This window comes from Streptomyces sp. NPDC051105 (assembly GCF_040682795.1).
Classification (GTDB): Bacteria; Actinomycetota; Actinomycetes; order Streptomycetales; family Streptomycetaceae; genus Streptomyces.
This window is the reverse complement of record NZ_JBFBBR010000011.1, coordinates 61,443-82,719: the sequence shown is the minus strand read 5'-3', so window position 1 is coordinate 82,719 and position 21,277 is coordinate 61,443. Positions and strand designations below refer to the sequence as shown.

At 71.5% G+C, this 21,277-nt stretch carries 20 protein-coding genes; 6 read left to right on the top strand and 14 right to left on the bottom strand.

The window, feature by feature from the left end; genetic code table 11:
- Positions 1-131 precede the first annotated feature (131 nt).
- The 7 genes from AB0N16_RS26520 to AB0N16_RS26490 form a co-directional block, all read right to left on the bottom strand.
- Entirely contained in the window at positions 132-1,103 is a 972-nt protein-coding gene (locus AB0N16_RS26520; RefSeq protein ID WP_365800779.1) for a BadF/BadG/BcrA/BcrD ATPase family protein, read from the bottom strand.
- A complete protein-coding gene (locus AB0N16_RS26515) occupies positions 1,094-2,362 on the bottom strand; it encodes a 6-phospho-beta-glucosidase (RefSeq protein ID WP_365800777.1) in 1,269 nt (422 codons plus the stop codon). The genes AB0N16_RS26520 and AB0N16_RS26515 overlap by 10 nt, the downstream gene beginning before the upstream one ends.
- A 6-nt stretch (positions 2,363-2,368) precedes the next feature.
- Positions 2,369-3,265, bottom strand: a complete 897-nt coding sequence (locus AB0N16_RS26510) for a carbohydrate ABC transporter permease (protein WP_365800775.1) — start codon at positions 3,263-3,265, stop codon at positions 2,369-2,371.
- Between the two features lie 2 nt (positions 3,266-3,267).
- The gene (locus tag AB0N16_RS26505) at positions 3,268-4,236 is read right to left on the bottom strand and encodes a sugar ABC transporter permease (protein ID WP_365800773.1); all 969 of its coding nucleotides are present in this window, start codon (positions 4,234-4,236) and stop codon (positions 3,268-3,270) included.
- A gap of 2 nt (positions 4,237-4,238) precedes the next feature.
- Positions 4,239-5,582 carry an ABC transporter substrate-binding protein gene (locus AB0N16_RS26500; RefSeq protein WP_365800771.1) on the bottom strand — a complete coding sequence of 448 codons (1,344 nt, stop codon included), beginning with the start codon at positions 5,580-5,582 and terminating at the stop codon, positions 4,239-4,241.
- 82 nt (positions 5,583-5,664) lie between these two features.
- Positions 5,665-6,876, bottom strand: a complete 1,212-nt coding sequence (locus AB0N16_RS26495; RefSeq protein WP_365800769.1) for an ROK family transcriptional regulator — start codon at positions 6,874-6,876, stop codon at positions 5,665-5,667.
- Between the two features lie 345 nt (positions 6,877-7,221).
- A complete protein-coding gene (locus AB0N16_RS26490; protein WP_365800767.1) occupies positions 7,222-8,055 on the bottom strand; it encodes a hypothetical protein in 834 nt (277 codons plus the stop codon).
- A 251-nt stretch (positions 8,056-8,306) separates the two neighbouring features.
- On the opposite strand from AB0N16_RS26490, the gene AB0N16_RS26485 reads away from it, so the two are divergent.
- Positions 8,307-8,960: a hypothetical protein gene (locus AB0N16_RS26485; RefSeq protein ID WP_365800765.1), complete on the top strand. Its 654-nt coding sequence runs from the start codon at positions 8,307-8,309 to the stop codon at positions 8,958-8,960.
- 37 nt (positions 8,961-8,997) lie between these two features.
- On the opposite strand, the gene AB0N16_RS26480 is transcribed toward AB0N16_RS26485, so the two are convergent.
- Positions 8,998-10,095: a mechanosensitive ion channel family protein gene (locus tag AB0N16_RS26480; protein ID WP_365800763.1), complete on the bottom strand. Its 1,098-nt coding sequence runs from the start codon at positions 10,093-10,095 to the stop codon at positions 8,998-9,000.
- 349 nt (positions 10,096-10,444) lie between these two features.
- On the opposite strand from AB0N16_RS26480, the gene AB0N16_RS26475 reads away from it, so the two are divergent.
- Positions 10,445-10,981 (top strand): HNH endonuclease, encoded by a 537-nt coding sequence (locus AB0N16_RS26475; RefSeq protein WP_181805740.1) that lies wholly within the window; start codon positions 10,445-10,447, stop codon positions 10,979-10,981.
- 89 nt (positions 10,982-11,070) lie between these two features.
- Here the strand turns inward: AB0N16_RS26475 and AB0N16_RS26470 are convergent, their stop codons facing one another.
- Genes AB0N16_RS26470 through AB0N16_RS26460 form a run of 3 tightly spaced genes read right to left on the bottom strand, consistent with a single transcriptional unit; the run spans position 11,071 to position 13,669 of the window.
- Positions 11,071-12,444, bottom strand: a complete 1,374-nt coding sequence (locus AB0N16_RS26470; protein ID WP_365800761.1) for an ABC transporter permease — start codon at positions 12,442-12,444, stop codon at positions 11,071-11,073.
- Positions 12,441-13,139: an ATP-binding cassette domain-containing protein gene (locus AB0N16_RS26465; RefSeq protein ID WP_365800759.1), complete on the bottom strand. Its 699-nt coding sequence runs from the start codon at positions 13,137-13,139 to the stop codon at positions 12,441-12,443. The genes AB0N16_RS26470 and AB0N16_RS26465 overlap by 4 nt, the downstream gene beginning before the upstream one ends.
- Positions 13,136-13,669 (bottom strand): PadR family transcriptional regulator, encoded by a 534-nt coding sequence (locus tag AB0N16_RS26460; protein ID WP_365800757.1) that lies wholly within the window; start codon positions 13,667-13,669, stop codon positions 13,136-13,138. The genes AB0N16_RS26465 and AB0N16_RS26460 overlap by 4 nt, the downstream gene beginning before the upstream one ends.
- Before the next feature lie 244 nt (positions 13,670-13,913).
- Between AB0N16_RS26460 and AB0N16_RS26455 the strand changes: the two genes are divergently transcribed.
- From AB0N16_RS26455 to AB0N16_RS26445, 3 genes are all read left to right on the top strand, one after another.
- Positions 13,914-14,099, top strand: coding sequence for a hypothetical protein (locus tag AB0N16_RS26455; protein WP_351692800.1), 186 nt, complete (start codon positions 13,914-13,916; stop codon positions 14,097-14,099).
- Positions 14,100-16,184: a 4-alpha-glucanotransferase gene (gene malQ, locus AB0N16_RS26450; RefSeq protein ID WP_365800756.1), complete on the top strand. Its 2,085-nt coding sequence runs from the start codon at positions 14,100-14,102 to the stop codon at positions 16,182-16,184.
- A gap of 307 nt (positions 16,185-16,491) precedes the next feature.
- A complete protein-coding gene (locus AB0N16_RS26445) occupies positions 16,492-16,758 on the top strand; it encodes a hypothetical protein (protein WP_365800754.1) in 267 nt (88 codons plus the stop codon).
- An 89-nt stretch (positions 16,759-16,847) separates the two neighbouring features.
- Here AB0N16_RS26445 and AB0N16_RS26440 read toward each other — a convergent pair whose 3' ends face one another.
- Positions 16,848-17,447, bottom strand: a complete 600-nt coding sequence (locus tag AB0N16_RS26440; protein ID WP_365800752.1) for a TetR family transcriptional regulator — start codon at positions 17,445-17,447, stop codon at positions 16,848-16,850.
- A 196-nt stretch (positions 17,448-17,643) separates the two neighbouring features.
- Positions 17,644-18,096: a DUF5707 domain-containing protein gene (locus tag AB0N16_RS26435; RefSeq protein ID WP_365800750.1), complete on the bottom strand. Its 453-nt coding sequence runs from the start codon at positions 18,094-18,096 to the stop codon at positions 17,644-17,646.
- Between the two features lie 241 nt (positions 18,097-18,337).
- On the opposite strand from AB0N16_RS26435, the gene AB0N16_RS26430 reads away from it, so the two are divergent.
- A complete protein-coding gene (locus AB0N16_RS26430; RefSeq protein WP_365800748.1) occupies positions 18,338-18,589 on the top strand; it encodes a hypothetical protein in 252 nt (83 codons plus the stop codon).
- Positions 18,590-18,643: 54 nt separating this feature from the next.
- On the opposite strand, the gene pepN is transcribed toward AB0N16_RS26430, so the two are convergent.
- Positions 18,644-21,226 carry an aminopeptidase N gene (gene pepN / locus AB0N16_RS26425; RefSeq protein WP_365800746.1) on the bottom strand — a complete coding sequence of 861 codons (2,583 nt, stop codon included), beginning with the start codon at positions 21,224-21,226 and terminating at the stop codon, positions 18,644-18,646.
- Between the last annotated feature and the right edge of the window lie 51 nt (positions 21,227-21,277).

Sequence of the window (21,277 nt, the reverse complement as noted above, 5' to 3'; positions counted from 1 at the left end):
CGCCTCAAAGACCTGGGAGGTGCCCCCAGCGCGGCACGGGTGGGCGATGGAGGCCCTCCCGCTCGAGCGGAGCCGAGAGTGGGGGAGGCACCCCGCAAGCGCCGGTAAGCGCCCCCCGCCCCAGCCCACCGTCACCCCTCGAAGTACGCCCGCACCCTCCCCTGCACATCCGCTCCCGCCCCCACCGCGTCCAGCCCCAGCAGCGCCGCTCCCAGTACCGGACGCGCCGTCACCACCCTCGGTACCGCCTTCGGGGCGCGGGCCGCCAGCAGTTCCCGCACGCCGTCGTCCAGTTGCGGGTGACCGCCCGTCAACACGCCGCCGCCCAGCAGCACCGGCGCCTCCTCGTCCAGCAGGTCGAGGCGGGTCAGGGCGACCGTGGCCATCGTCGCGACCTCCTGGGCCAGCCGGTCCACCACCGAGCGGGCGATCGGGTCGCCGTCGGCCGCCGTCGCGAACAGCACCGGCGTCAGCTCGTGCCGGCGGCCGTACCGGACGTGTTCCAGGTGCAGCGCCTCGATCAGCGCGTACATGGACGTCAGCCCGAAGTGCGCCGGCAGGGTGCGGGCCAGGGCCGTCGGGGCGCCGCGGCCGTCCTCCGCCCGCGCCGCGTGCCAGAGGGCCTCCTCGGCCAGTCCCCAACCGCCGCCCCAGTCACCGGAGATGCGCCCTATCGCGGGGAAGCGGGCGGTACGGCCGTCGGGGCGCATGCCGACGCAGTTGATGCCCGCCCCGCACACCACGGCCACGCCCCGGGGCTCGGCCACGCCCGCCCGCAGGATCGCGAAGGTGTCGTTGCGGACGGTCACCGGACCGCCCCAGCCGCGGGCGGCCAGCGCGGCGGCCAACTGCTCCTCCTCCACCGGCAGATCGGCGTTGGCCAGGCAGGCGGAGACATGGGCGGCCGAGGTGACGCCGGCGGCGGTGTACGCCTCGGCGACCGCCACCGCCACCTCGTCCACGGCCTGCTCCACGCCCACCACCGGCGGCCGGAAGCCGCCGCCGCGGGCCGTGGCGAGGACCTCGCCGTCCGCCGCCACCACCGCGACGTCGGTCTTGCTGTTGCCCGCGTCGATGGCGAGGACACTTGCGGTCAGGCCCACGCGAGGTGCTCCCGGTTGTGCGCGATCAGTCGGTCGGTCAGGGCTTCGGCGTACTCGTACTGGCCGACGAGGGGATGCGAGAGGAGGGCCTTGTACACACGGTCGCGGCCACCGCGCAGCGCCGCCTCCAGGGCCAGTTCCTCGTACGCCGTCACGTTCGCCACCAGGCCGGCGAAGAGCGGGTCGACGTCCGGGACGGGCAGCGGCACGGGTCCGCCCTTGCCGATCGCCGCCTGCACCTCGATCACCGCGTCGTCGGGAAGGAAGGGGAGCGTGCCGCCGTTGTAGGTGTTCACCACCTGGTAGGGGTTGCCGCCGCCGCCCAGCAGCGCCGCCGCCAGGTCCACGGCCGCCTCCGAGTAGTACGCGCCGCCCCGCCTGGCGAGCAGCTCGGGCTTCTCGTCGAGCGCCGGGTCGCCGTACATCTCCAGCAGCCGCCGCTCCATCGCGGCCACTTCGGAGGCCCGGGACGGTTTGGTGCGCAGCTCCCGTACGACCTCGTCGTGCGCGTAGTAGTAGCGCAGGTAGTAGGAGGGGATCACGCCCCCCAGGCGGTCGAGGAGGGCCGTCGGCAGCTTCAGGTCGGCGGCGATGGCGTCGCCGTGTTCCCCGAGCAGCTTGGGCAGCACGTTCTCGCCCTCGGGGCCGCCGAGGCGGACCGCCGTCTCCCAGGTGAGGTGGTTGAGGCCGAGGTGGTCCAGGTGGACCTCGGCGGGCGTGACACCGAGGAGGTTCGCGAACTTCCGCTGGAAGCCGATCGCCACGTTGCACAGCCCGACCGCCCGGTGCCCGGCCTGGAGCAGGGCGCGGGTGACGATCCCCACCGGGTTGGTGAAGTCGATGATCCAGGCGTCCGGGTTGGCCCGGCGGACGCGTTCGGCGATGTCCAGGACGACGGGGACGGTCCGCAGCGCCTTGGCGAGCCCGCCGGCGCCGGTCGTCTCCTGGCCGATGCAGCCGCACTCCAGCGGCCAGGTCTCGTCCTGCTGCCGGGCCGCCTGGCCGCCGACGCGCAGCTGGAGCAGCACCGCGTCGGCGCCCTCCACGCCGGCGTCCAGGTCGGAGGTGGTGACGATACGGCCGCTGTGGCCCTGCTTGGCGAAGATCCGGCGGGCCAGTCCGCCCACCAGTTCCAGGCGTTCGGCGGCCGGGTCCACCAGGACCAGTTCCTCGATGGGCAGCGTGTCCCTGAGCCGCGCGAAGCCGTCGATGAGTTCGGGGGTGTAGGTCGAGCCTCCGCCGACCACGGTGAGTTTCATACGTGGTTAACCCTTCACTCCGGTGAGCGTGACGCCCTCGACGAACGCCTTCTGGGCGAAGAAGAACACGAGGATCACGGGGGCCATGACCAGTACGGTCGCGGCCATGGTGAGATTCCAGTCGGTGTGGTGCATGCCCTTGAACGACTCCAGGCCGTAGGACAGCGTCCAGGCGCCCGGGTTCTCCGAGGCGTAGATCTGGGGTCCGAAGTAGTCGTTCCAGGCGTAGAAGAACTGGAAGAGCGCGACGGCGGCGATACCCGGTTTCGCCATCGGGACCACCACCCGCAGCAGGGTCCGCAGGTCCCCGCAGCCGTCCACCTTCGCCGCGTCCAGGTACTCGTTCGGGATCGTCGTCAGGAACTGGCGCAGCAGGAAGATGGAGAACGCGTCGCCGAACGCCATCGGCACGATCAGCGGCCACAGGGTGCCCGAGAGGCCGAGCTGCTTCGCCCAGAACAGGTACATCGGGATGATGACCACCTGCGGTGGCAGCATCATCATCGAGATCACCAGCATGAGTGAGAGGTTGCGGCCCCGGAAGCGGAACTTCGCGAGCGCGTACGCCACCGGCAGCGAGGAGACGACCGTCAGGACGGTGCCCAGACCGGCGTAGAACAGCGTGTTCCGCCACCAGGTCAGGAAGCCGGGGGTGTCGAAGACCTTCCGGTAGTTGCCCCACTCCCAGGTGTGCGGGATCAGGTCCCGGCTGAGCGCCTGGCTGTCGCTCATCAGCGAGGTCAGGAAGACGAACACGAAGGGGAGGGTGAAGAAGAGGGCGGCGGCGACGCCGAGGGAGTGGACCGCCACCCAGTTCAGCAACGCCTTGCGGCGGGCGGTGCGTTCGGCCGAGGTCATCGGCCGCGGGGTCACGTCCACCGGCCGGTCCAGTACCTGGGCCATGTTCAGTCACCTGCCTGGATGAGACCGCCCCGGCGCCGCATCAGGAACGACGTGAACACCATGGACAGGACGAAGAGGACGAGGGCGACGACACACGCGGAGCCGTAGTCGAAGCGCTGGAAACCGAGGTTGTAGACGAGCTGGGGCAGGGTGAGCGTCGACTTCTCCGGATATCCGGGCTCGAACTGGGTGCCCGCGCCCTGGATGACCCCCGAGGCGACCTTCCCGGCGATGAGCGGCTGGGTGTAGTACTGCATCGTCTGGATGACGCCCGTGACGACCGCGAACATCACGATCGGCGAGATGTTCGGCAGCGTCACGTACCGGAAGCGCTGCCACGCCGACGCGCCGTCCAGCTCCGCCGCCTCGTACTGCTCCGCCGGCACGTCGAGCAGCGCGGCCATGAAGATGACCATCAGGTCGCCGATGCCCCACAGCGCCAGGAGGGTCAGCGCGGGCTTGGACCAGGTGGGGTCGTTGAACCAGCCCGGGGCCGGGATGCCGATCTTCTCGAGGATGGAGTTGACCGGGCCGGTACCGGGGTTGAGGAGGAAGGCGAAGGCCATGGTGGCCGCGACGGGCGGGGCCAGGTAGGGCAGATAGAAGAGGGTGCGGAAGACGCCCGTGCCCGTCTTGATCTTCGTGATGAGCATGCCGATGCCGAGGCCGAAGACGACCCGGAGCGAGACCATCACGACCACGAGCCACAGGGTGTTGCGCATCGCGGGCCAGAAGTAGGGATAGTGCTCGAAGACGTACGTCCAGTTCTTCGTGCCGTTCCACGTCGGCGGTTTGAAACCGTCGTAGTGCATGAACGAGAAGTAGACCGTCGAGATCAGCGGATACGCGAAGAAGACCGCGAAGCCGATCAGCCAGGGCGACATGAAGGCGAGAGTCCGGAGTGCTTGTTTCCTGCGCTTCGCCACAAGGCCGGACCGGCGGCGCTCCGACGCCAAGGTGATGGTGCTCATCGTCACTTCGCCTGCGCGATGTCCGTGTCGATCTGCGCGGCGGCCTGCTTCAGGCCCGCCTTCAGGTCGGTGACCTTGCCGCTCTCGTAGTCGTAGCCGAGCTGCTGGATCGTCGTCAGGTACACACCGCCGTTGACGGAGGCGGGTGCCGTCGTGGAGTCCGGGTTCGCGGCGATGTCCAGGAACGTCTTGAACCGCGGGTCGTACTTCAGCTTCGGCGACTTCAGGGCGGCCAGCGTGGACGGCACGTTGTGGATGGCGTTGGAGAAGTCCACCACCGCGTCCGTGTCGGTGCTGATGTACTTCACGAACTCCCAGGCCGCGTTCTGCTTCTTGCTGGTGGCGGCGATGCCGGCGATGGTGCCGGTGATGTAGCCCTTGCCGTACTGGGCGGCCTGGTCGTCGGGGACCGGCATCGGGGCGACGCCTATGTCGAACTTCGGCTTGGCGTCCAGGGCCATGCCCAGCCGCCACTCACCGTCGAGCTGCATGGCGACCTGGCCGGTCTGGAAGGGGTGCTTGGGGCCCCACTCGTCGCCGAGCGTGGCCCGGAACGTCTCCAGCTTCTTGTAGCCGCCGAGCGTGTCGACGAGGTGCTTCTGGAGCGTGAAGGACTTCTCGAAGGCCGGGTCCTTGGCGACGTTCGACTTGCCCTTGCTGTCGAAGTACGTCGGCGAGAACTGCCCGAGGTAGTGCTCGGTCGTGGTCTCCCAGCCGTGGTAGTCCGGCATGAAACCGAGCTGCTGGTAGCCGTCGCCCTGGGTGATCGTCAGTTTCTTGGCGTCGGCCTTGAATTCGGACCAGGTCTTCGGCGGGCTGGTGATGCCGGCCTTCTTGAACGCCGTCTTGTTGTAGTAGAGCCCGTACGCGTCCCCGAGCAGCGGCACCGAGCAGCGGTTGCCGTCGAACTGGGTGTACTCGTTCATCGCCTTGGGGAACGTCGTCTGCGGGTCGACGCCCGACTTCTTGAAGAAGGGGTTGAGGTCGACCAGCGCGCCCGAGTCGCAGAACTTGCCCACGCTGTTGGTGGTGAAGGACGAGATGACGTCGGGGGCCTTGTCGCCGCCGGTGCGCAGCGCCTGGTTCATCTTGTCGTCGGTCATGTTGCCGACGACGTTGACGTGGATGTTGGGGTGCGCCTTCTCGAAGCCGGCGATCAGCGCGTTGACGGCCTTGACCTCGCTCGGCGCGCTCCAGGCGTGCCAGAAGTTGATGGTGGTGTCCGCGGAGGCGTCGTCGGAGGCGCCGGAGGAGGACTGGCCGGTACAGGCGGTGAGAAGGGCGAGTGAACTGGTCAGGGCGGTCAGGGCAAAAGCCGTCTTTCGGGCAGCGGAGGGTATGGGCATGGCAAGGTCTCCCAGGGGCGGGCGGTGAGGGAAGGGGCCGGTGCGGGGGTCGAGAGGGGCCGGTGCGGGGGTCTGGTGCGGGTCAGCGCGAGGTGTCGAAGACCTCGTCGCGGGCGGTCGCGAGCGCGCTCTCCAGCGCGCCGCGCAGCACGGGGTGTTCCTGGACGTCGCCGACGACGAGCCGCGGCCGGGCGGCCGCCAGCTCCTCCAGCTCGGCCTGGACCAGGGCGCGCAGCACTTCGCCGCCGGAGGTCAGGACGGTGCCGCTGAGGACGACGAGTTCGGGGTCGAGGACGGAGACGAGGGAGGCGAGACCGGTGGCGACCCGGGTCGCGTAGGTCCGCAGGAGTTCGTGGTGCGGGCCGCTGCCGTGCTCGGCGGCGCGGGCGACGAGCGCGGCGGCCACCTCGGAGTGCGACCCGGTCGGCAGGTCCCCGATGCCGAGCGCGCCGGCCAGCCTGGGCAGCGACTGCGCACCGGCGAGTTCCTGGTAACCGCCGCTGTTGGCCTTGGTGACCTGGCGGACCAGCGGGGTGCCCGGCACCGGCAGGAAGCCGACCTCGCCGGCACCGCCGGTCCAGCCGCGGTGCAGCCGGCCGCCGAGGACCAGGGCGGCGCCGAGGCCCTCCTCGTTCCACAGCAGCACGAAGTCGCCGTGGCCGCGGGCCGCGCCGAGCCGCTGTTCGGCGATGGCGACGAGGTTGACGTCGTTCTCGTACTCGACCGGCATCGGCAGCGCGGCGGCGAGGTCGTCGAGCAGCGCGGGGGAGTGCCAGCCGGGCAGGTGCGAGGCGTAGCGCAGCCGGCCGGTGTTCGGGTCGAAGGCGCCGGGTGTGCCGATGACCAGCCGGCGGACGTCGTCCCGGGCCAGCCCGGCCGCCTTCACGGCACCGTCGAGGGCGTCGGTGACCTGCCGTACGACGGACTGGGCCGACCGCCGTCCCGGGGTGGGGAGTTCGTACTCGCCGACGGTGCGGCCGGTGACGTCGGCGACGGCGGCCCGGATCCGGGCCGGGTTGACGTCGAGCCCGGCGGCGTAGGCGGCGCCCGGATTCACCGCGTACAGCTGGGCGTTGGGGCCCGGCCGGCCCTCGCTGGTGCCGGTCGCCAGCACCAGCCCGGCCGCCTCCAGGCGGGCCAGCAGCTGGGAGGCGGTCGGCTTGGAGAGGCCGGTGAGCTTGCCGATCCGGGTCCGCGACAGCGGGCCGTGCTCCAGCAGCAGGTCCAGTGCGGCGCGGTCGTTCATGGCGCGGAGTACGCGCGGGGTGCCCGGCGTACCGGCGGTTCCTGCCATGTGGTTCGACACCTGCCTTTCCAGCCGCTCAGTTTCCCAGTGACCCGGGTGATCGGTCCACCCGGGTGACCCGCCCGGATCACCGGCCCGGGATCACTGGCCCGGATCACCGGCCCGGATCACTGGCCCGGCTCGCCTGCCCGGACGGTTCACCGGATCGCTCACCGGATCGCTCACCCGTTGATCACTGTTAGGAAAGTTTCCTGTTGGCTGGAAAACGTAGGGCGCCGGAAGGAGAGCGTCAATAGCCCGCCGGCGCGGCAACCCACTCGTTACCTGGGCTCGGACACACGAAGGGCCCGCCCGGAAGACCGGACGGGCCCTGTGATGAAGGCGCCGCGGGCCCTAGTTGACCTTGATGAAGTCGCCCGTGGCCGTCGCCGCCGCGGTGGTCGTCGTACCGGCGAAGACATAGCGGTAGTAGCCGCTCTTCGACGCCTTCACCGTGGTGGACAGGGCGCCGTTCGTGCCGGAGGTGATGCCCTTGACGTTCGTGTACGTCTTGGTGCCCTCGGCGCGGAACTGCAGGACGGCCTTCTGCCCCTGGTAGCCCTTGTACGCGAAGGCGTCCCAGTCCGCCCGGGTCAGCTTCCCCTTGACGGTGATCGTCCTGCCCTTGGCCACCGGCTCCGGGGAGGCGTCGGCGGTCAGCTTGGCCGCGCGCTGCACCTCGGCCGTGCCGAGGTTGCCCCAGATCGCCGTGCCCGAGTTCGAGCTGAGGAAGTCGTCCGAGACGGTGCCGTCGATGTAGCTGTAGAACCCGCCGGCCTTCCAGGTGGTGGCGTCGGCGGCCGAGAGCAGGCCGTCCTCCGGGTAGATGACGATCTTCTCGGAGCAGGTCGCGGTGACGGTCGTGTCCGTCGTCGCCGTCGTCGTGCAGGTGGGCAGATCGTCGGGGCCGACGATGTTGCCCACCGACTTCAGGGTGCCGCGGTAGAGGATCACGCCGGCGAACGACGAGTCACCGTCCACGGCCACGTCCACGGGCCGGGTCAGGGTGTACGTCACCGGCACGCTCACCGACTTGGTGGTGCCGACCACGATCGCCTTGCCGTTGTTCACCTTGATGTCGGTGAACTTCAGGTCGGGCGTGCTCGTGGCCGCGGAGGCGGCGGGCGCCGCGAGACCGGCCAGGGCCAGGGCGCCGGACAGGGCGGCGCCTATGGCGAGCTTTCTCATGTATCCCCACATTCGCAACGGGTCCCCGGGCGACTTCGCGCTCCAGAACAAGGACCCGTGGTGCCGTGACCCTAGATGATCGCGTGACGCGCGGAGAATGCGGGGGACCTGTGAAGGGCATCTGAATCCGGCCGGATCCCGCTCCGCGATCACGACTCCGTCACGATCTTCGTCGCCCCTGGTCAAGCAGGCCCTTGGCAAGGCTTCCTGCTCTTGGACCCCGACACCGACCAGGAGAACGACGACTGAAAATGCCCCCTCGAAGACGGTCGTTCCTACGGCTGCTGCCGGCCGCCCTCGTCCTGGCGGCGGGCTGTACGACGACGGGGACGACGGATACGGCGGCGACGGATACGGCGGCGACGGCGGATCCCGGGCCCTCGGCCAAGGCGTCCGCCACCGCCCCCTCCTGCCCGGGCGGGACCTTCCGGTGGACCGGTGTGACACGGGAGGTCCGGCTCACCGCGGTCTCCCCGGTGGTGAAGGTGGACGACGGCGACCGGGGATGGATCACCTTCCACACCCGGCTGGTACGGAACATCGTGCCCCGGGTCGACACCAGCGACGGAAGCCTCTCCGCGCGCCGCGTCCTGGCCGCGCTCGCCCGCCACCTCAAGCTGTGGGACCTCGGGGAGTTCGCGGCGCCCGGGGAGGACTCGGCCCACCACGAGCGCCATGCGGTCCGGATGAACCCCCTCGGGCACGGCGCGCGCTTCGTCGAGGCCAAGGGCGTGACGGTGATCGAGGGCAGCTTCACCGTCGCCTGCCCCGGCCGTGCCGTCTACGGCAGCGTGTCCACCTGGGCGGTCGACCACGGGGCCTCCCTGGCCTGCGGCGTCGACCCCGGTGACGAGGCATGGGTCAAGGAGGCCTACCGGCTGGCCTGCGGCGGCGGTACCGCTTAGCCGACCGCGCGCCGGTCAGGTGCCGCCCGAGCGCCGGCTACTTGGGCGCCGGCCGCTGCGGAGTGATCGGGGTCGTCGCCGCCACCTGGGGCGAGTCCGTGTTGGAGAACGCCGACGGGGCGGCCACGGTCGCCGTCGGGTCCGGGGGGTCCTCCTCCGAGAGTGCGGTGGGGGCGCCGCCGACCATCCTGATGTCCGCCTCGTCGAAGGCCCGCTTGATCCGCCAGCGGAGCTCGCGCTCCACCGTCAGGGCCTTGCCGGGCATGGTCTTGGCGGAGAGGCGGACCACCATCGAGTCGATGAGGACGGAGTCCAGGCCGAGGATCTGGATCGGGCCCCACAGCAGCTCGTTCCAGGGCTCCTCCTTGGCCATCTTCTCGGCGACCTCGTCCAGGGTGGCCCGCATCCGGTCCAGGTCCTCGCTGGGCCGGACGGTGACGTCGACACCGGCCGTGGCCCAGCCCTGCGAGAGGTTGCCGATGCGCTTGATCTCGCCGTTGCGGACGTACCAGATCTCGCCGTTGTCGCCGCGCAGCTTGGTCACCCGCAGACCGACCTCGACCACCTCGCCGGAGGCGACCCCCGCGTCGATCGAGTCGCCGACGCCGTACTGGTCCTCCAGGATCATGAACACGCCGGACAGGAAGTCCGTGACCAGGTTGCGGGCGCCGAAACCGATCGCCACACCGGCCACACCGGCCGACGCCAGCAGTGGCGCCAGGTTGATCTGGAAGGCGGACAGCACCGTCAGCGCGGCCGTGCCCAGGATCACGAAGCTCGCCACCGACCGCAGCACGGACCCGATCGCCTGCGAGCGCTGCCGTCGCCGCTCGGCGTTGACCAGCAGCCCGCCGAGAGTGGTGCCCTCCGCCGACTCGACGGTCCGGTTCATCCGGTCGATGAGTTTGGTTATCGCCCGCAGCACGACCCTTCTGAGGACCACCGCGATCACCAGGATCAGCAGCACCTTCAGACCTATCGCCAGCCAGGTCGACCAGTTCTGCTCGACCCAGCTCGCGGCGTTCGTGGCGCTCTCCTGGGCGTCCTGGAGCGTGGGCACCGCAGGGGTGGCCGACCCCGAGGGGGTCGGCGACGGCGACGCACCGGCGGCCAGTAGGACGGCGGGCAAGGACACGGCGGGTACCTCCAGGCGGTGCGGTACTGCCCTCCGGTACGGCGTTCACGGTCACGTACGGCGTTCAAGGTCACGAAAAGGTCACCGGACGGGCAGGACCACCACACTAACGGGGCATCGCGTGTGGGCCCGACCAGTACGAGAAGGAGAGACCGTGCTCACTTCGCGGGCCTCCCGGTTGAACAGGCTCGCTTGAAAAGGGGGGTATCCGGGGGATGAATGCGGTGTGGTCGAAAACACTCCCAGGCCGTTACGCGGACATGGTGGCGCGTCCACCAGGCAAGAGGGGAGACTGACCACAGATCGTCCCGGCGCGAGCCACGCGCCGCCGACGCCCAAGGAGGCCCCCGTGCCGCATGTCCTGGTCCTCAACGCGTCGTACGAGCCGCTCGGCGTCGTACCGCTCCGCCGCGCGCTCGTCCTCGTCCTGGAGAACAAGGCAGTCGCCTTGGAGGAATCCGGCGCCTATATGCACAGCGCAACCGTCACAGTCCCCGCACCCAGCGTGGTCCGGCTCAAGCGATTCGTCCGGGTTCCCTACCGGGGGCCCGTTCCGCTCACCCGAAGGGCGCTCTTCGCGCGCGACGGGGGCCGGTGCATGTACTGCGGTGGCGTCGCAACCAGCGTCGACCACGTCATCCCGCGCAGTCGCGGGGGTCAGCACGTCTGGGACAACGTGGTCGCGTCGTGCCGTCGCTGCAACCACGTCAAGGCCGACCGCCATCTCTTCGAGATCGGCTGGCGGCTGCGGCACAAACCAGCCCCACCCACCGGCCTGGCCTGGCGCATCATCGGGACCGGCCATAGGGACCCGCGCTGGCTGCCCTACTTGCAGCCGTACGGCGCGGATGACGCCCTGGCCCGGATCGACGGCATCTCCGCCTGACGATCCGGGCCTTCGCATACCCGGGCGCCCGGGTGCTCCGGCGTCCGGGGGTCCCCTGTGCCCCCGGAGGCCGGACATTCATCCTGCGGTCACGCGTAGCGCAGCTCCGCGGGGCGTACCGAGCGGTGCAACAGCGGGAGCCCGGTGGCCGCCGCCAGCAGACAGGCGCCGTAGACCGCGAGCGGAACCAGCAGGGCGGCGTACGGCACGGCCGGCGAGGTGTACGTCGTGGCGGTGGAGGCGTACCAGACGCCGATGGCCATGCCGCCCGTGCCCGCCACCAGGACCGCCGGGGCCAGCGGCAGCGCGGTCTCCAGGAGCAGCGCCCGGCCCAGCACACCGCGAGGCACTCCGGCGGCGGCCTGCGCGGCCAGGCCCCGGCGCCGGGTGGCCAGCGACTCGGCGGTGCCGACGGCGAGACCGGACAGGACGATCGCCAGGGCGACGAGGATCGCGGCAGCCGTGAGGTCCAGACCCGTCGTGTAGTACGTGAGGTCCGTGCCGAGGTGGTGCGCCCGGTCCATGGCGTGCAGCACCGCGAGCAGCACCTGCCGCACCCCCACGAATCCGGTGCCCACGACGGTCACCAGCAGGACGGCCGCGTGCGTGCGGGCCGCCGCCCACGGGTCGTCGCGGAGCCGTTCGGCCGCGATCAGCAGCGCCGGGCTCTGCGCACGGGCGGCGAGCACCCGGCCCAGCCACCGGGACGACCAGCCCGCCAGCCACACCGCCGAGGCGCCGACCAGCACACAGGCGGCGAAGACCGTGAGCGGACCGAGAGCGAGCCCGACGTGGGGGAACGCGAAGGAATCGCCGACGAGCGCGGTCAGCGCGACCAACACCGCCAGTACGGTCAGCGACCCGGCCGCCACCCGGAACGCCCGCCCCGGCCCCCTGGTCGGCCGCGCCCGTCGGATCCAGCCCAGCGGCGAGGCCACCACCCCGCGCAGTGCCAGAGCGCTCACGGCCGCGCCCAGCACCGGCACCAGCACGGCCACCACGGCGATGCCGGCCCAGGCCAGTGGATCGGAACCGTGCCACAGACGCAGCAGGGACAGCACGGCGAACACGGTGGCCACGGCCGAGCCGGCCAGGCAGGCCAGCCCCGACTCCAGCGCCGCGATCCGCCGCACCTGCACGGGCGTGGCACCCGCCAGCCGCAGCGCGGCCAGCCGCCGGTCGCGGTGCACCGCGCCGACCCGCGCGCACTGCCCGAGGAACCCGAACACCGGGATGAACAGCAGCATCAGCGCGGTGATCACTCCGTCGCGCGTTCCCGGCTGGTCCAGCAGCCCCGAACCGACCGGGATGCGGTACTGCCCGTCCATCGGGGCGAGGACCGCGATCACCAGCCCGATGCCCGTGGCCAGCGCCGCCCCCGTCGCCGTCAGCAGGACCCGCCACCACTCCCGTCGGTCCGACCCCCGCGTGAGCAGCAGCGCCAGTCGCAGCTCGGTCCTCACGCCGCCACCCCCGCACTCGCCACGGTCCCGTCACTCAGCCGCACCTCGCGGTCCGCGTACGCCGCGACCTGGGCGTCGTGAGTGATCAGCAGCACGGCCGTGCCCGACTCGCGGGCCGTCCGCATCAGCGACGTCATCACCTGCTCGCTCGCCAGCGAGTCCAGCGCCCCGGTCGGTTCGTCCGCGAAGACCACCTTCGGGCCGGTCACCAGCGCTCGTGCCAGAGCGGCCCGCTGTGCCTGGCCGCCGCTCATCTCGCCCGGCCGCAGCTCCTCCTGTCCGCGCACCCCGAACCGCTCCAGCCACTCGCCGGCCCGCGCCCGGGCCTCGGTGCGGGCCGATCCGGCCAGCATCAGCGGCAGCGCCACGTTGTCGAGGGCGGTCAGTTCCGGGATCAGCTGCCCGAACTGGAAGACCACGCCGAAGTCGGAGCGCCGCAGCTCGCTCAGCCGCTTCTCCGGCAGCTGGTCGAGCCGCAGCCCGTCGTAGGCCACCGAGCCCGCGTCCGGTCGCACGATCCCGGCCAGGCAGTGCAGCAGCGTGGACTTGCCGCTGCCGCTGGCCCCCGTCACGGCGAGGATCTCGCCGGCGCGCAACTCGACGCAGGCGCCGCGCAGCGCCTCTGCCCTGCCGTGCGCCTTGACGAGGTCCCGGCCCGCCAGAAGCGGCACCGAGGAGTCCCCCTGGTTGCTCATGCTGCGTCGACCTCCGCGGTCAGAGTGGTCAGCCGGGCCGCCGTGGTGTTCATCCAGCGGAGGTCGGCATCGAGGTGGTTGAGGGCGTAGTCCGCCGAGAGCACGGTCGCCAGGTCGGCGCCCGGGGCCGTCTTGACGGCCGTGAGCTCCCGCATCCGCTCCATGTGCGCGGCGCGCTGGGCGCCCAGGTAGGCGGCCGGATCACCGCCGGCCAGGATCGAGACGACGACCTTGGTAAAGATCTCGTTCGACACGAAGGGCACGGGCGGCGCGATCTCCCCGGCCCAGCGGGCCAGTTCACGTGCCCCGTCGTCCGTCGACCGGTACAGCGTCCGCTCCGGCCCCCCGTCGGCGTCGGTCCCTTCGAGCTCGGCGAGACCGTCACGGACCAGGCGTTGCAGGGTCGTGTACACCTGCCCGTAGGCCAGCGGACGGGCCTGCGGAAAGCGTTCGTCGTGGCGCCGCTTGAGGTCGTAGCCATGACTCGGCCCTGCCTCCAGCAGCCCCAGAAGGATGTGCCGGGTGCTCATGGGGATCAGTATGCACTGGGTACATGTACTCAGTGAATAGTGATCACCGAGAATCCGCCTCGAAGTCCTGAGCGGGGTTCATCGCGGCGACGCCGATCGCCGTCCCCTGGCGGATCGGGGGCCGGGACCCGGCCGTCACGAGTGCCCTCGCGACGATGGGGTAGGGCTCCTCTCACCCGGCAACCGCCGCCGTACCCGACGTCATGACGAGGAGGCCACCGTGGCCGCAACGGTTCACCATCCGATCCCGGCCCAGTTCAAACCCCCGGTGGAGACCGAGGAGGAGTCCCGTCTGTGTGTGTTCAGCGCCGAGACCGTCTGCGCGGAGGCGCCGCTGACCAGCGAGCCGCCGCTGCCCGACGCCGAACCTCTGACCAGCGAACCGCCGCTCGCCGACCTGGCCCCGCTGACCAGTGAGCCGGGGTTGTAGATGAGCGAAGCCCTGGACCGGGGGCTGTGCCGGCTGGCCGAACTGCACGGCGTCGCCACCTCCTACAGCCCGTCCCCGGACCGTACGGTCGCGGCCTCCGCCGGCGCCGTGACCGCCGTGCTGGCCGCCCTGGGCGTCGACGCGAGCGGCCCGGAGGCCGTCCGCACCGCCCTCGCCGAACGCGAGCGGGACCTCGCCGAACGGCTGCTGCCGCCGACGCTCGTCCACTGGGCCGGCTCCGGCGACCCCGCCCTCGAGCTGCCCGCCGGCACCCGGCTGGAGGTGCGGACGGAGGACGGGGAGATGCGGGACGACGTACGGGACCTGCCGACCGGCGTGCACCTGCTGACCGCCGCCGCGCCCGACGGCCGTACCGCCCGCACCCACCTGATCGTCGCCCCCGACCGGCTGCCCACCCCCTCCGGCCGCTCGTACGGACTCCTCGTCCAGCTGTACTCGCTCCTCTCCAGCCGCTCCTGGGGCATGGGCGACCTCGGCGACCTCGCCGAACTGGCCGACTGGGCCGGACGCACCACCGGGGCCGGATTCATCCAGGTCAACCCGCTGCACGCGGCCGTACCCGGCCCCCCGACCGACCCCTCCCCGTACCGGCCCTCCTCCCGCCGTTTCCCCGACCCGGTGCACCTGCGGCTGGAGTCCGTCCCCGAGTACGTCCCGGATCCCGCGCTCGCGGAACGCGCCGGACGGCTGCGCGCCGCCGTTCTCGACCAGGGCGCCCACATCGACCGGGACGCGGTCTGGGAGCTGAAGCGGGAGGCGCTGGAGGCGCTGGCCGCCGTACCGCTCACCCCGGCCCGGCAGGCCGCCTACGACGCCTTCCGCGCCGAACAGGGGCAGGCCCTGGAGGACCACGCCACCTGGTACGCGCTCGCCGAGCGGCACGGCTCCGACTGGCACCGGTGGCCCGAGGCCCTGCGCGACCCGCGCTCACCTGAGACCGCCCGGGCCCGCGCCGGGCTGCGCGACCGGGTCGCCTTCCACTCCCGGCTCGCCTGGCTCACCGACACCCAGCTCACCGCCGCCCAGCACACCGCCCGCGACGCCGGGATGCCGGTCGGGATCGTGCACGACCTCGCCGTCGGCGTGCACCCCCAGGGCGCGGACGCCTGGGCGCAGCGCGCGTTCTTCGCCGCCGGGATGTCCGTCGGCGCCCCGCCCGACGCCTTCAACGCCCGCGGCCAGGACTGGGGTCTGCCGCCCTGGCGCCCCGACCGCCTCGCCGCCTCCGGCCACGCCCCCTACCGCCAGCTGCTGCGCGCCCTCTTCCGCTACGCCGGCGCCCTGCGCATCGACCACGTGATGGGCCTGTTCCGGCTGTGGTGGGTGCCGGAGGGCCGGCCGCCCACCGAGGGCACCTACGTCCGCTACGACGCCGAGGCGATGCTCGCCCTGCTGGCCCTGGAGGCGACCCGGGCGGGAGCGGTGGTGATCGGGGAAGATCTCGGGACCGTGGAGCCGGGGGTGCGCGAGACGCTCCAGCGGCACGGGGTGCTCGGTACGTCGGTGCTCTGGTTCGAACGGGACTGGGACGGCGACGGCCGCCCGCTCCCCCCGGAGCGCTGGCGCGCCGACTGCCTCGCCACCGCCACCACCCACGACCTGCCGTCCACCGCCGCCCGCCTCACCGGCGAGCATGTCGAACTCCGCGACCGGCTGGGCCTGCTGACCCGTCCGGTGGCTCAGGAGCGGGCGGACGCGGCGGCCGACACGGCGGAGTGGCTGGCCCTGCTGACCAGGCTGGGCCTGCTGGCCGTGTCCGACGCCGGTGACGAGGAGGCCGAGATCCAGGCCGTCCACCGCTTCCTGCTCCGCACCCCGGCCCGCCTGATCGGTGTCTGGCTCCCGGACGCGGTCGGCGACCGCCGCCCCCAGAACCTCCCCGGCACCTGGGACCAGTACCCGAACTGGCGCCTCCCGATCGCCGACGCGACGGGCCGCCCGGTGACACTGGAGGAGCTGACGGGATCAGCAAGGGTCCGGGCACTCCTGGAGGTACTGCGGTCGGACAGCCCACCCGACCAGGAGGAGAACGGCCGCACGGTGCCTCTGCCCAGCCCGTCATGAGACCGGCGGCTGACCGTTCGGACCGCCGGGCGTTCGGTGACGATGCCGCCCAGCCGCGACTTCAGCCCGGTCGGCGTGGGCCGGCTGCTGCCGGCCTCTCGCGTCCGTGCTCACCGCCGATAAGGCCGGCGGCGCGCCGCCGCCTTCGCGGACGTCATGGGCCGCCCGCGCCCTGGCACTCAGCAAAGACGGACCGGGCGGCAGCCCCTCCTGGCAGCCCCTCCTGGCACGGCCGCCGCAGCGCGCGGCGCCGCGTACAGGGACCCCGGGCGCGCGCCCCTCAAGTCGGCCCGCTAACTTTGGCAGCGTGGACAAGAAGAACGCCCTGCGCGCCGGCGCCCTGGCTGCCGGTACGACGCTGATGATGCTGCTCATGTCGTCCCCTGCCCTCGCGCTCACGCGTGACGACGGCGACGACCCCGGCAACGGCCTGAGCGTCATCGAGACGCTGGGCCTCTACGTCCTGATGCCGCTCGTGCTGTTCGCGGTCATCGCGGGCCTGGTCATGGTGCTGGACAAGTCCAAGGTCCGGGTCACCAAGCCGGGCACGACGAAGGCCAAGGCGAAGGCCTGACCTCCGCTTCTCCACCGAGGGCGCCGGTCGTCTTCCGTACGTCCCACGACGGGACGTACGGGAGCTGACCGGTGCCCTCGGCGCGTCGGTCAGGGGCTCGGCGCGGTCAGATACCGCTGCAGGGTCGGTCCGAGCCACGCCAGGATCTCCTCCTGCGCCAGCGCCACCACCGGCGGCAGCCGCAGCACGTAACGGGTGAGTGCCAGCCCCACCAGCTGCGCGGCGCACAGCCCCGCCCGAGTCTGCACCTGCTCGGGGTCGGGGCACACCCGCTGGGCCACCGGTACCACCTGCTCCCGGAAGATGCCCTGCAGCCGCTCGGCCCCCGCCCTGTTGGTGACGCCGACCCGCAGTACCGCGGTGAGCTCCTCGTTCGTCTCCCAGAGGGACAGGAAGTGGGCCACCAGCCTCCGCCCGACCTCGGTGCTCGGCACCTGGGACACGTCGGGCATCCGCAGATCGAGCGCGACGGCCGCCGCGAACAGGCCGTCCTTGTTGCCGAAGTAGCGCATGACCATGGACGGGTCGATATGCGCGTCCCTGGCGATGGCGCGGATGGTGGCCCGCTCGTAGCCGTCGGTGGCGAAGCGCTCGCGGGCCGCGGCCAGGATGGCGGAGCGGCTGGCGTCGGAGCGGCGCGCCGCCGAGCCGTTCGTGGGCTCCGTGTTTCTACTGGGGGTGCCGGTCATGCCAACGATCGTAGGCCAACATCTGTGGGCCAATAAGCGTTGGCGCCAGGTATGGGTCAGCATGGGTTGGTCAACAAGCGTGGGTCAACAAGTGTGGGTCAACGTGTGTGGGTCAACGTGCGTGGGCCAACAGGTGTTGACTCGTGCACTTGCCCGCCCTACGCCTGCCAACAAGTGTTGACCGCGGCGGACCGGCTCAGCCGACGGTGAAGTCGGTCACCTTGGTGTCCAGGGTGGTGCTGCCGTCCTCTGCGGTGGCGAGTACGGCGATGTGCCAGGCGCCGTGCGGGGTCGACGCGGCGTCGGTGGCGGACACCACGGCCCGGTACGCGCACCGCGCGGTGTCTCCCTCGGCCGGCTCGCAGGCCGCCGACTCCACCTCGGCCATGTCCTTGGCGGTCGGCGGCTTCTTCGCGAACCCGGACTTCTCCGGCCACGCCAGCACCTTCAGGCTCTTCAGCCCGGAGGACGCGGTGACCTCGGTGGAGAAGGCGAGCGAACCGTCCCGGCCGCCGGCGGGCGCGGTGTAGCGGGCGGTGCTGTGCGCGAAGGCGGGCGGCTGGTCCCCCGCGTAGGCGAGGGCGAAGGCCCCGGCGCCTCCGAGGACGACGACACCGGCGGCGATGGACAGAGCGATACGACGGGACATGACGGGTTCTCCGTGACGGTCTGAGTGCCTCGACTGGATGAACCGGCGCTCTGTGCCGCGCCGTTGCACCGATGCTCGCAACCCACGGGCACCCCGGGCGTGAGCACGGGTACTCAACTCCGCCTAGGTGATCGGGATCCGGGCATGAGGGGGCGAGGAGGCCCGGGGGCGGCCTCGACAGTCGCTGCGCCTGGAGTTCCCATGGGGGCGCTCAACGTCCTTGCGGAGAAGGAGAGTTGACATGCCGGCCAAGATCGGGATCGTTGCGACCCTCGGCGTCTCCGCCCGCCGTATCCCGCTGCGGGTGGCGGCCATGGCGCGCCGGGCGCTGGCCCGCACCGAGCCCGCGACCGCCGACGCGCTCGCGGACCTGGTGCGCGAGTGGTGCCGGGAGCTCGGCAAGGCCTGCGAGCCGCGCTGGATCCCGGTGTCCGCGCAGACCGGACTGCAGGTGCGCACGATGCTGGACCTCGCCGCACGACTGTGCGCATGACGAAGGGGGCGCCCGGAGCAGCGGCCCCGGGCGCCCCCTTCGTCGTACCGTCGGCTACTCCGCCGCCGCGTCCGCCGCCTGGGCCCGCAGGGCGCGCTCGACGCCCGCGCGGGACTCCGAGACGAGGCGGGCCAGGGCCGCGTTCGGCTGGGCCGTGGCCAGCCAGGTGTCCGTCTTGGCGACGGTCTCCTCGGAGACCTGGAGGGCCGGGTAGAGGCCGATCGCGATCTGCTGGGCGATCTCGTGGGAGCGGGTGTCCCACACCGACTTCAGGACCTCGAAGTACCGGTCCGTGTACGGCGCCAGCAGCTCACGCTGGTCGGTCTGGACGAAGCCGCCGATCACCGCCTCCTGCACGGCGTTCGGCAGCTTGTCGGAGTCGATGACCGACGCCCACGCCTCGGCCTTCGCCTCCTCGGTCGGACGGGCGGCACGGGCGGTGGCCGCGTGGCGCTCGCCGGCGGCCGTCTTGTCCCGCTCGTACTCGCCCGCGATCTCCGCCTCGTCGAACCGGCCGACCGCCGCCAGCCGCTCCACGAACGCCCAGCGCAGGTCGGTGTCGACGGCCAGGCCCTCGATCGTGTGGGTGCCCTCCAGCAGGCTGTCCAGGAGGTCCAGCTGTTCCGGGGTGCGGGCGGTCGCCGCGAACGCGCGGGCCCAGGCCAGCTGGTGGTCGCTCCCCGGGGCGGCGGACCGCAGGTGGGCGAGGGTGGCGTCGGTCCAGCGGGTGAGCAGGGCCTCGCGGGCGGTCGGGTCGGCGTACAGCTCGACGGCCAGCTTCACCTGGCGGTGCAGCGACTGCACGACACCGATGTCCGACTCCTTGCCGATCCCGGCCAGCACCAGGGACAGGTACGCGCGGGCGGGCAGTTCGGCGTCGCGGGTCATGTCCCAGGCCGACGCCCAGCACAGCGCGCGGGGCAGGGAGGCCTCGAAGTCGCCCAGGTGCTCCGTCACGAACTGCAGCGACCGCTCGTCCAGGCGGACCTTCGCGTAGGACAGGTCGTCGTCGTTGAGCAGGAACACCGCCGGCCGGCGGCGGCCGGTCAGCTGCGGTACGGCGGTCAGCTCGCCGTCCACGTCCAGCTCGATGCGGTCGGTGCGGACCAGCTTGCCGGTCGCCTCGTCGAGGTCGTACAGGCCGATCGCGATCCGGTGCGGGCGCAGCGTCGGCTCGCCCTTGGCGCCGGCGGGCAGCGCCGGGGCCTCCTGGCGGATAGCGAAGGAGGTGATGACACCGGCCCCTCCTTCGCCGTCTGTCTCGACCTCCGGGCGCAGGATGTTGATCCCGGCGGTCTGGAGCCACTTCTTCGACCAGGTGCTCAGGTCACGCCCGGAGGTCTCCTCCAGGGCGCCCAGCAGGTCGGACAGGCGCGTGTTGCCGTACGCGTGGCGCTTGAAGTACGCCTGCACGCCCTTGAAGAACTCGTCCATGCCGACGTAGGCGACGAGCTGCTTCAGGACGGACGCGCCCTTGGCGTAGGTGATGCCGTCGAAGTTGACGAGGACGTCGTCCAGGTCGCGGATCTCGGCCATGATCGGGTGCGTGGAGGGCAGCTGGTCCTGCCGGTACGCCCAGGTCTTCATGGAGTTGGCGAACGTCGTCCACGAGTGCGGCCAGCGCGAGCCGGGCGCGTACGCCTGGCAGGCGATGGAGGTGTAGGTGGCGAACGACTCGTTCAGCCACAGGTCGTTCCACCACTCCATGGTGACCAGGTCGCCGAACCACATGTGGGCCAGCTCGTGCAGGATCGTCTCGGACCGCGTCTCGTACGCCGCGTCGGTCACCTTGGACCGGAAGACGTACTGGTCGCGGATGGTCACCGCGCCCGCGTTCTCCATCGCGCCCGCGTTGAACTCCGGCACGAACAGCTGGTCGTACTTCTTGAACGGGTACGCGTAGTCGAACTTCTCCTGGAACCAGTCGAAGCCCTGCCGGGTCACCTCGAAGATCGCGTCCGAGTCCAGGAACTCGGCGAGCGAGGGCCGGCAGTAGATGCCGAGCGGCACGCTCTGCCCGTCCTTCTCGTACACGCTGTGCACGGAGTGGTACGGGCCGACGATCAGCGCGGTGATGTACGACGAGATGCGCGGCGTCGGCTCGAAGATCCAGACGTCGTCCTTGGGCTCGGGCGTCGGCGAGTTGGAGATGACGGTCCAGCCGCTCGGCGCCTTCACCGTGAACTGGAAGGTCGCCTTGAGGTCCGGCTGCTCGAAGCTGGCGAAGACCCGGCGGGCGTCCGGCACCTCGAACTGGGTGTAGAGGTAGGCCTGCTCGTCGACCGGGTCGACGAACCGGTGCAGGCCCTCGCCCGTGTTGGTGTACGCGCAGTCGGCCACGACCCGCAGGACGTTACGGCCCGCCAGCAGGCCCGGCAGCGCGATCCGGGAGTCCTCGAAGACCTCGGCGGCATCGAGCGGGTCGCCGTTCAGGGTGATCTCGTGGACCGCCGGGGCCACCAGGTCGATGAAGGAAGCGGCGCCTGCTTCGGCGACGTCGAAGCGCACCGTGGTCACGGACCGGTAGGTACCGCCCTCCTGCGCGCCGGAGAGGTCGAGATCGATCTCGTACGAGTCAACGGTGAGCAGCTTCGCCCGCTGCTGCGCCTCTTCGCGAGTCAGGTTTGTGCCAGGCACGCGGTCATCTCCTCGTTATGTGTGGGTTGCGCCATCCTTCCACGGGACCCT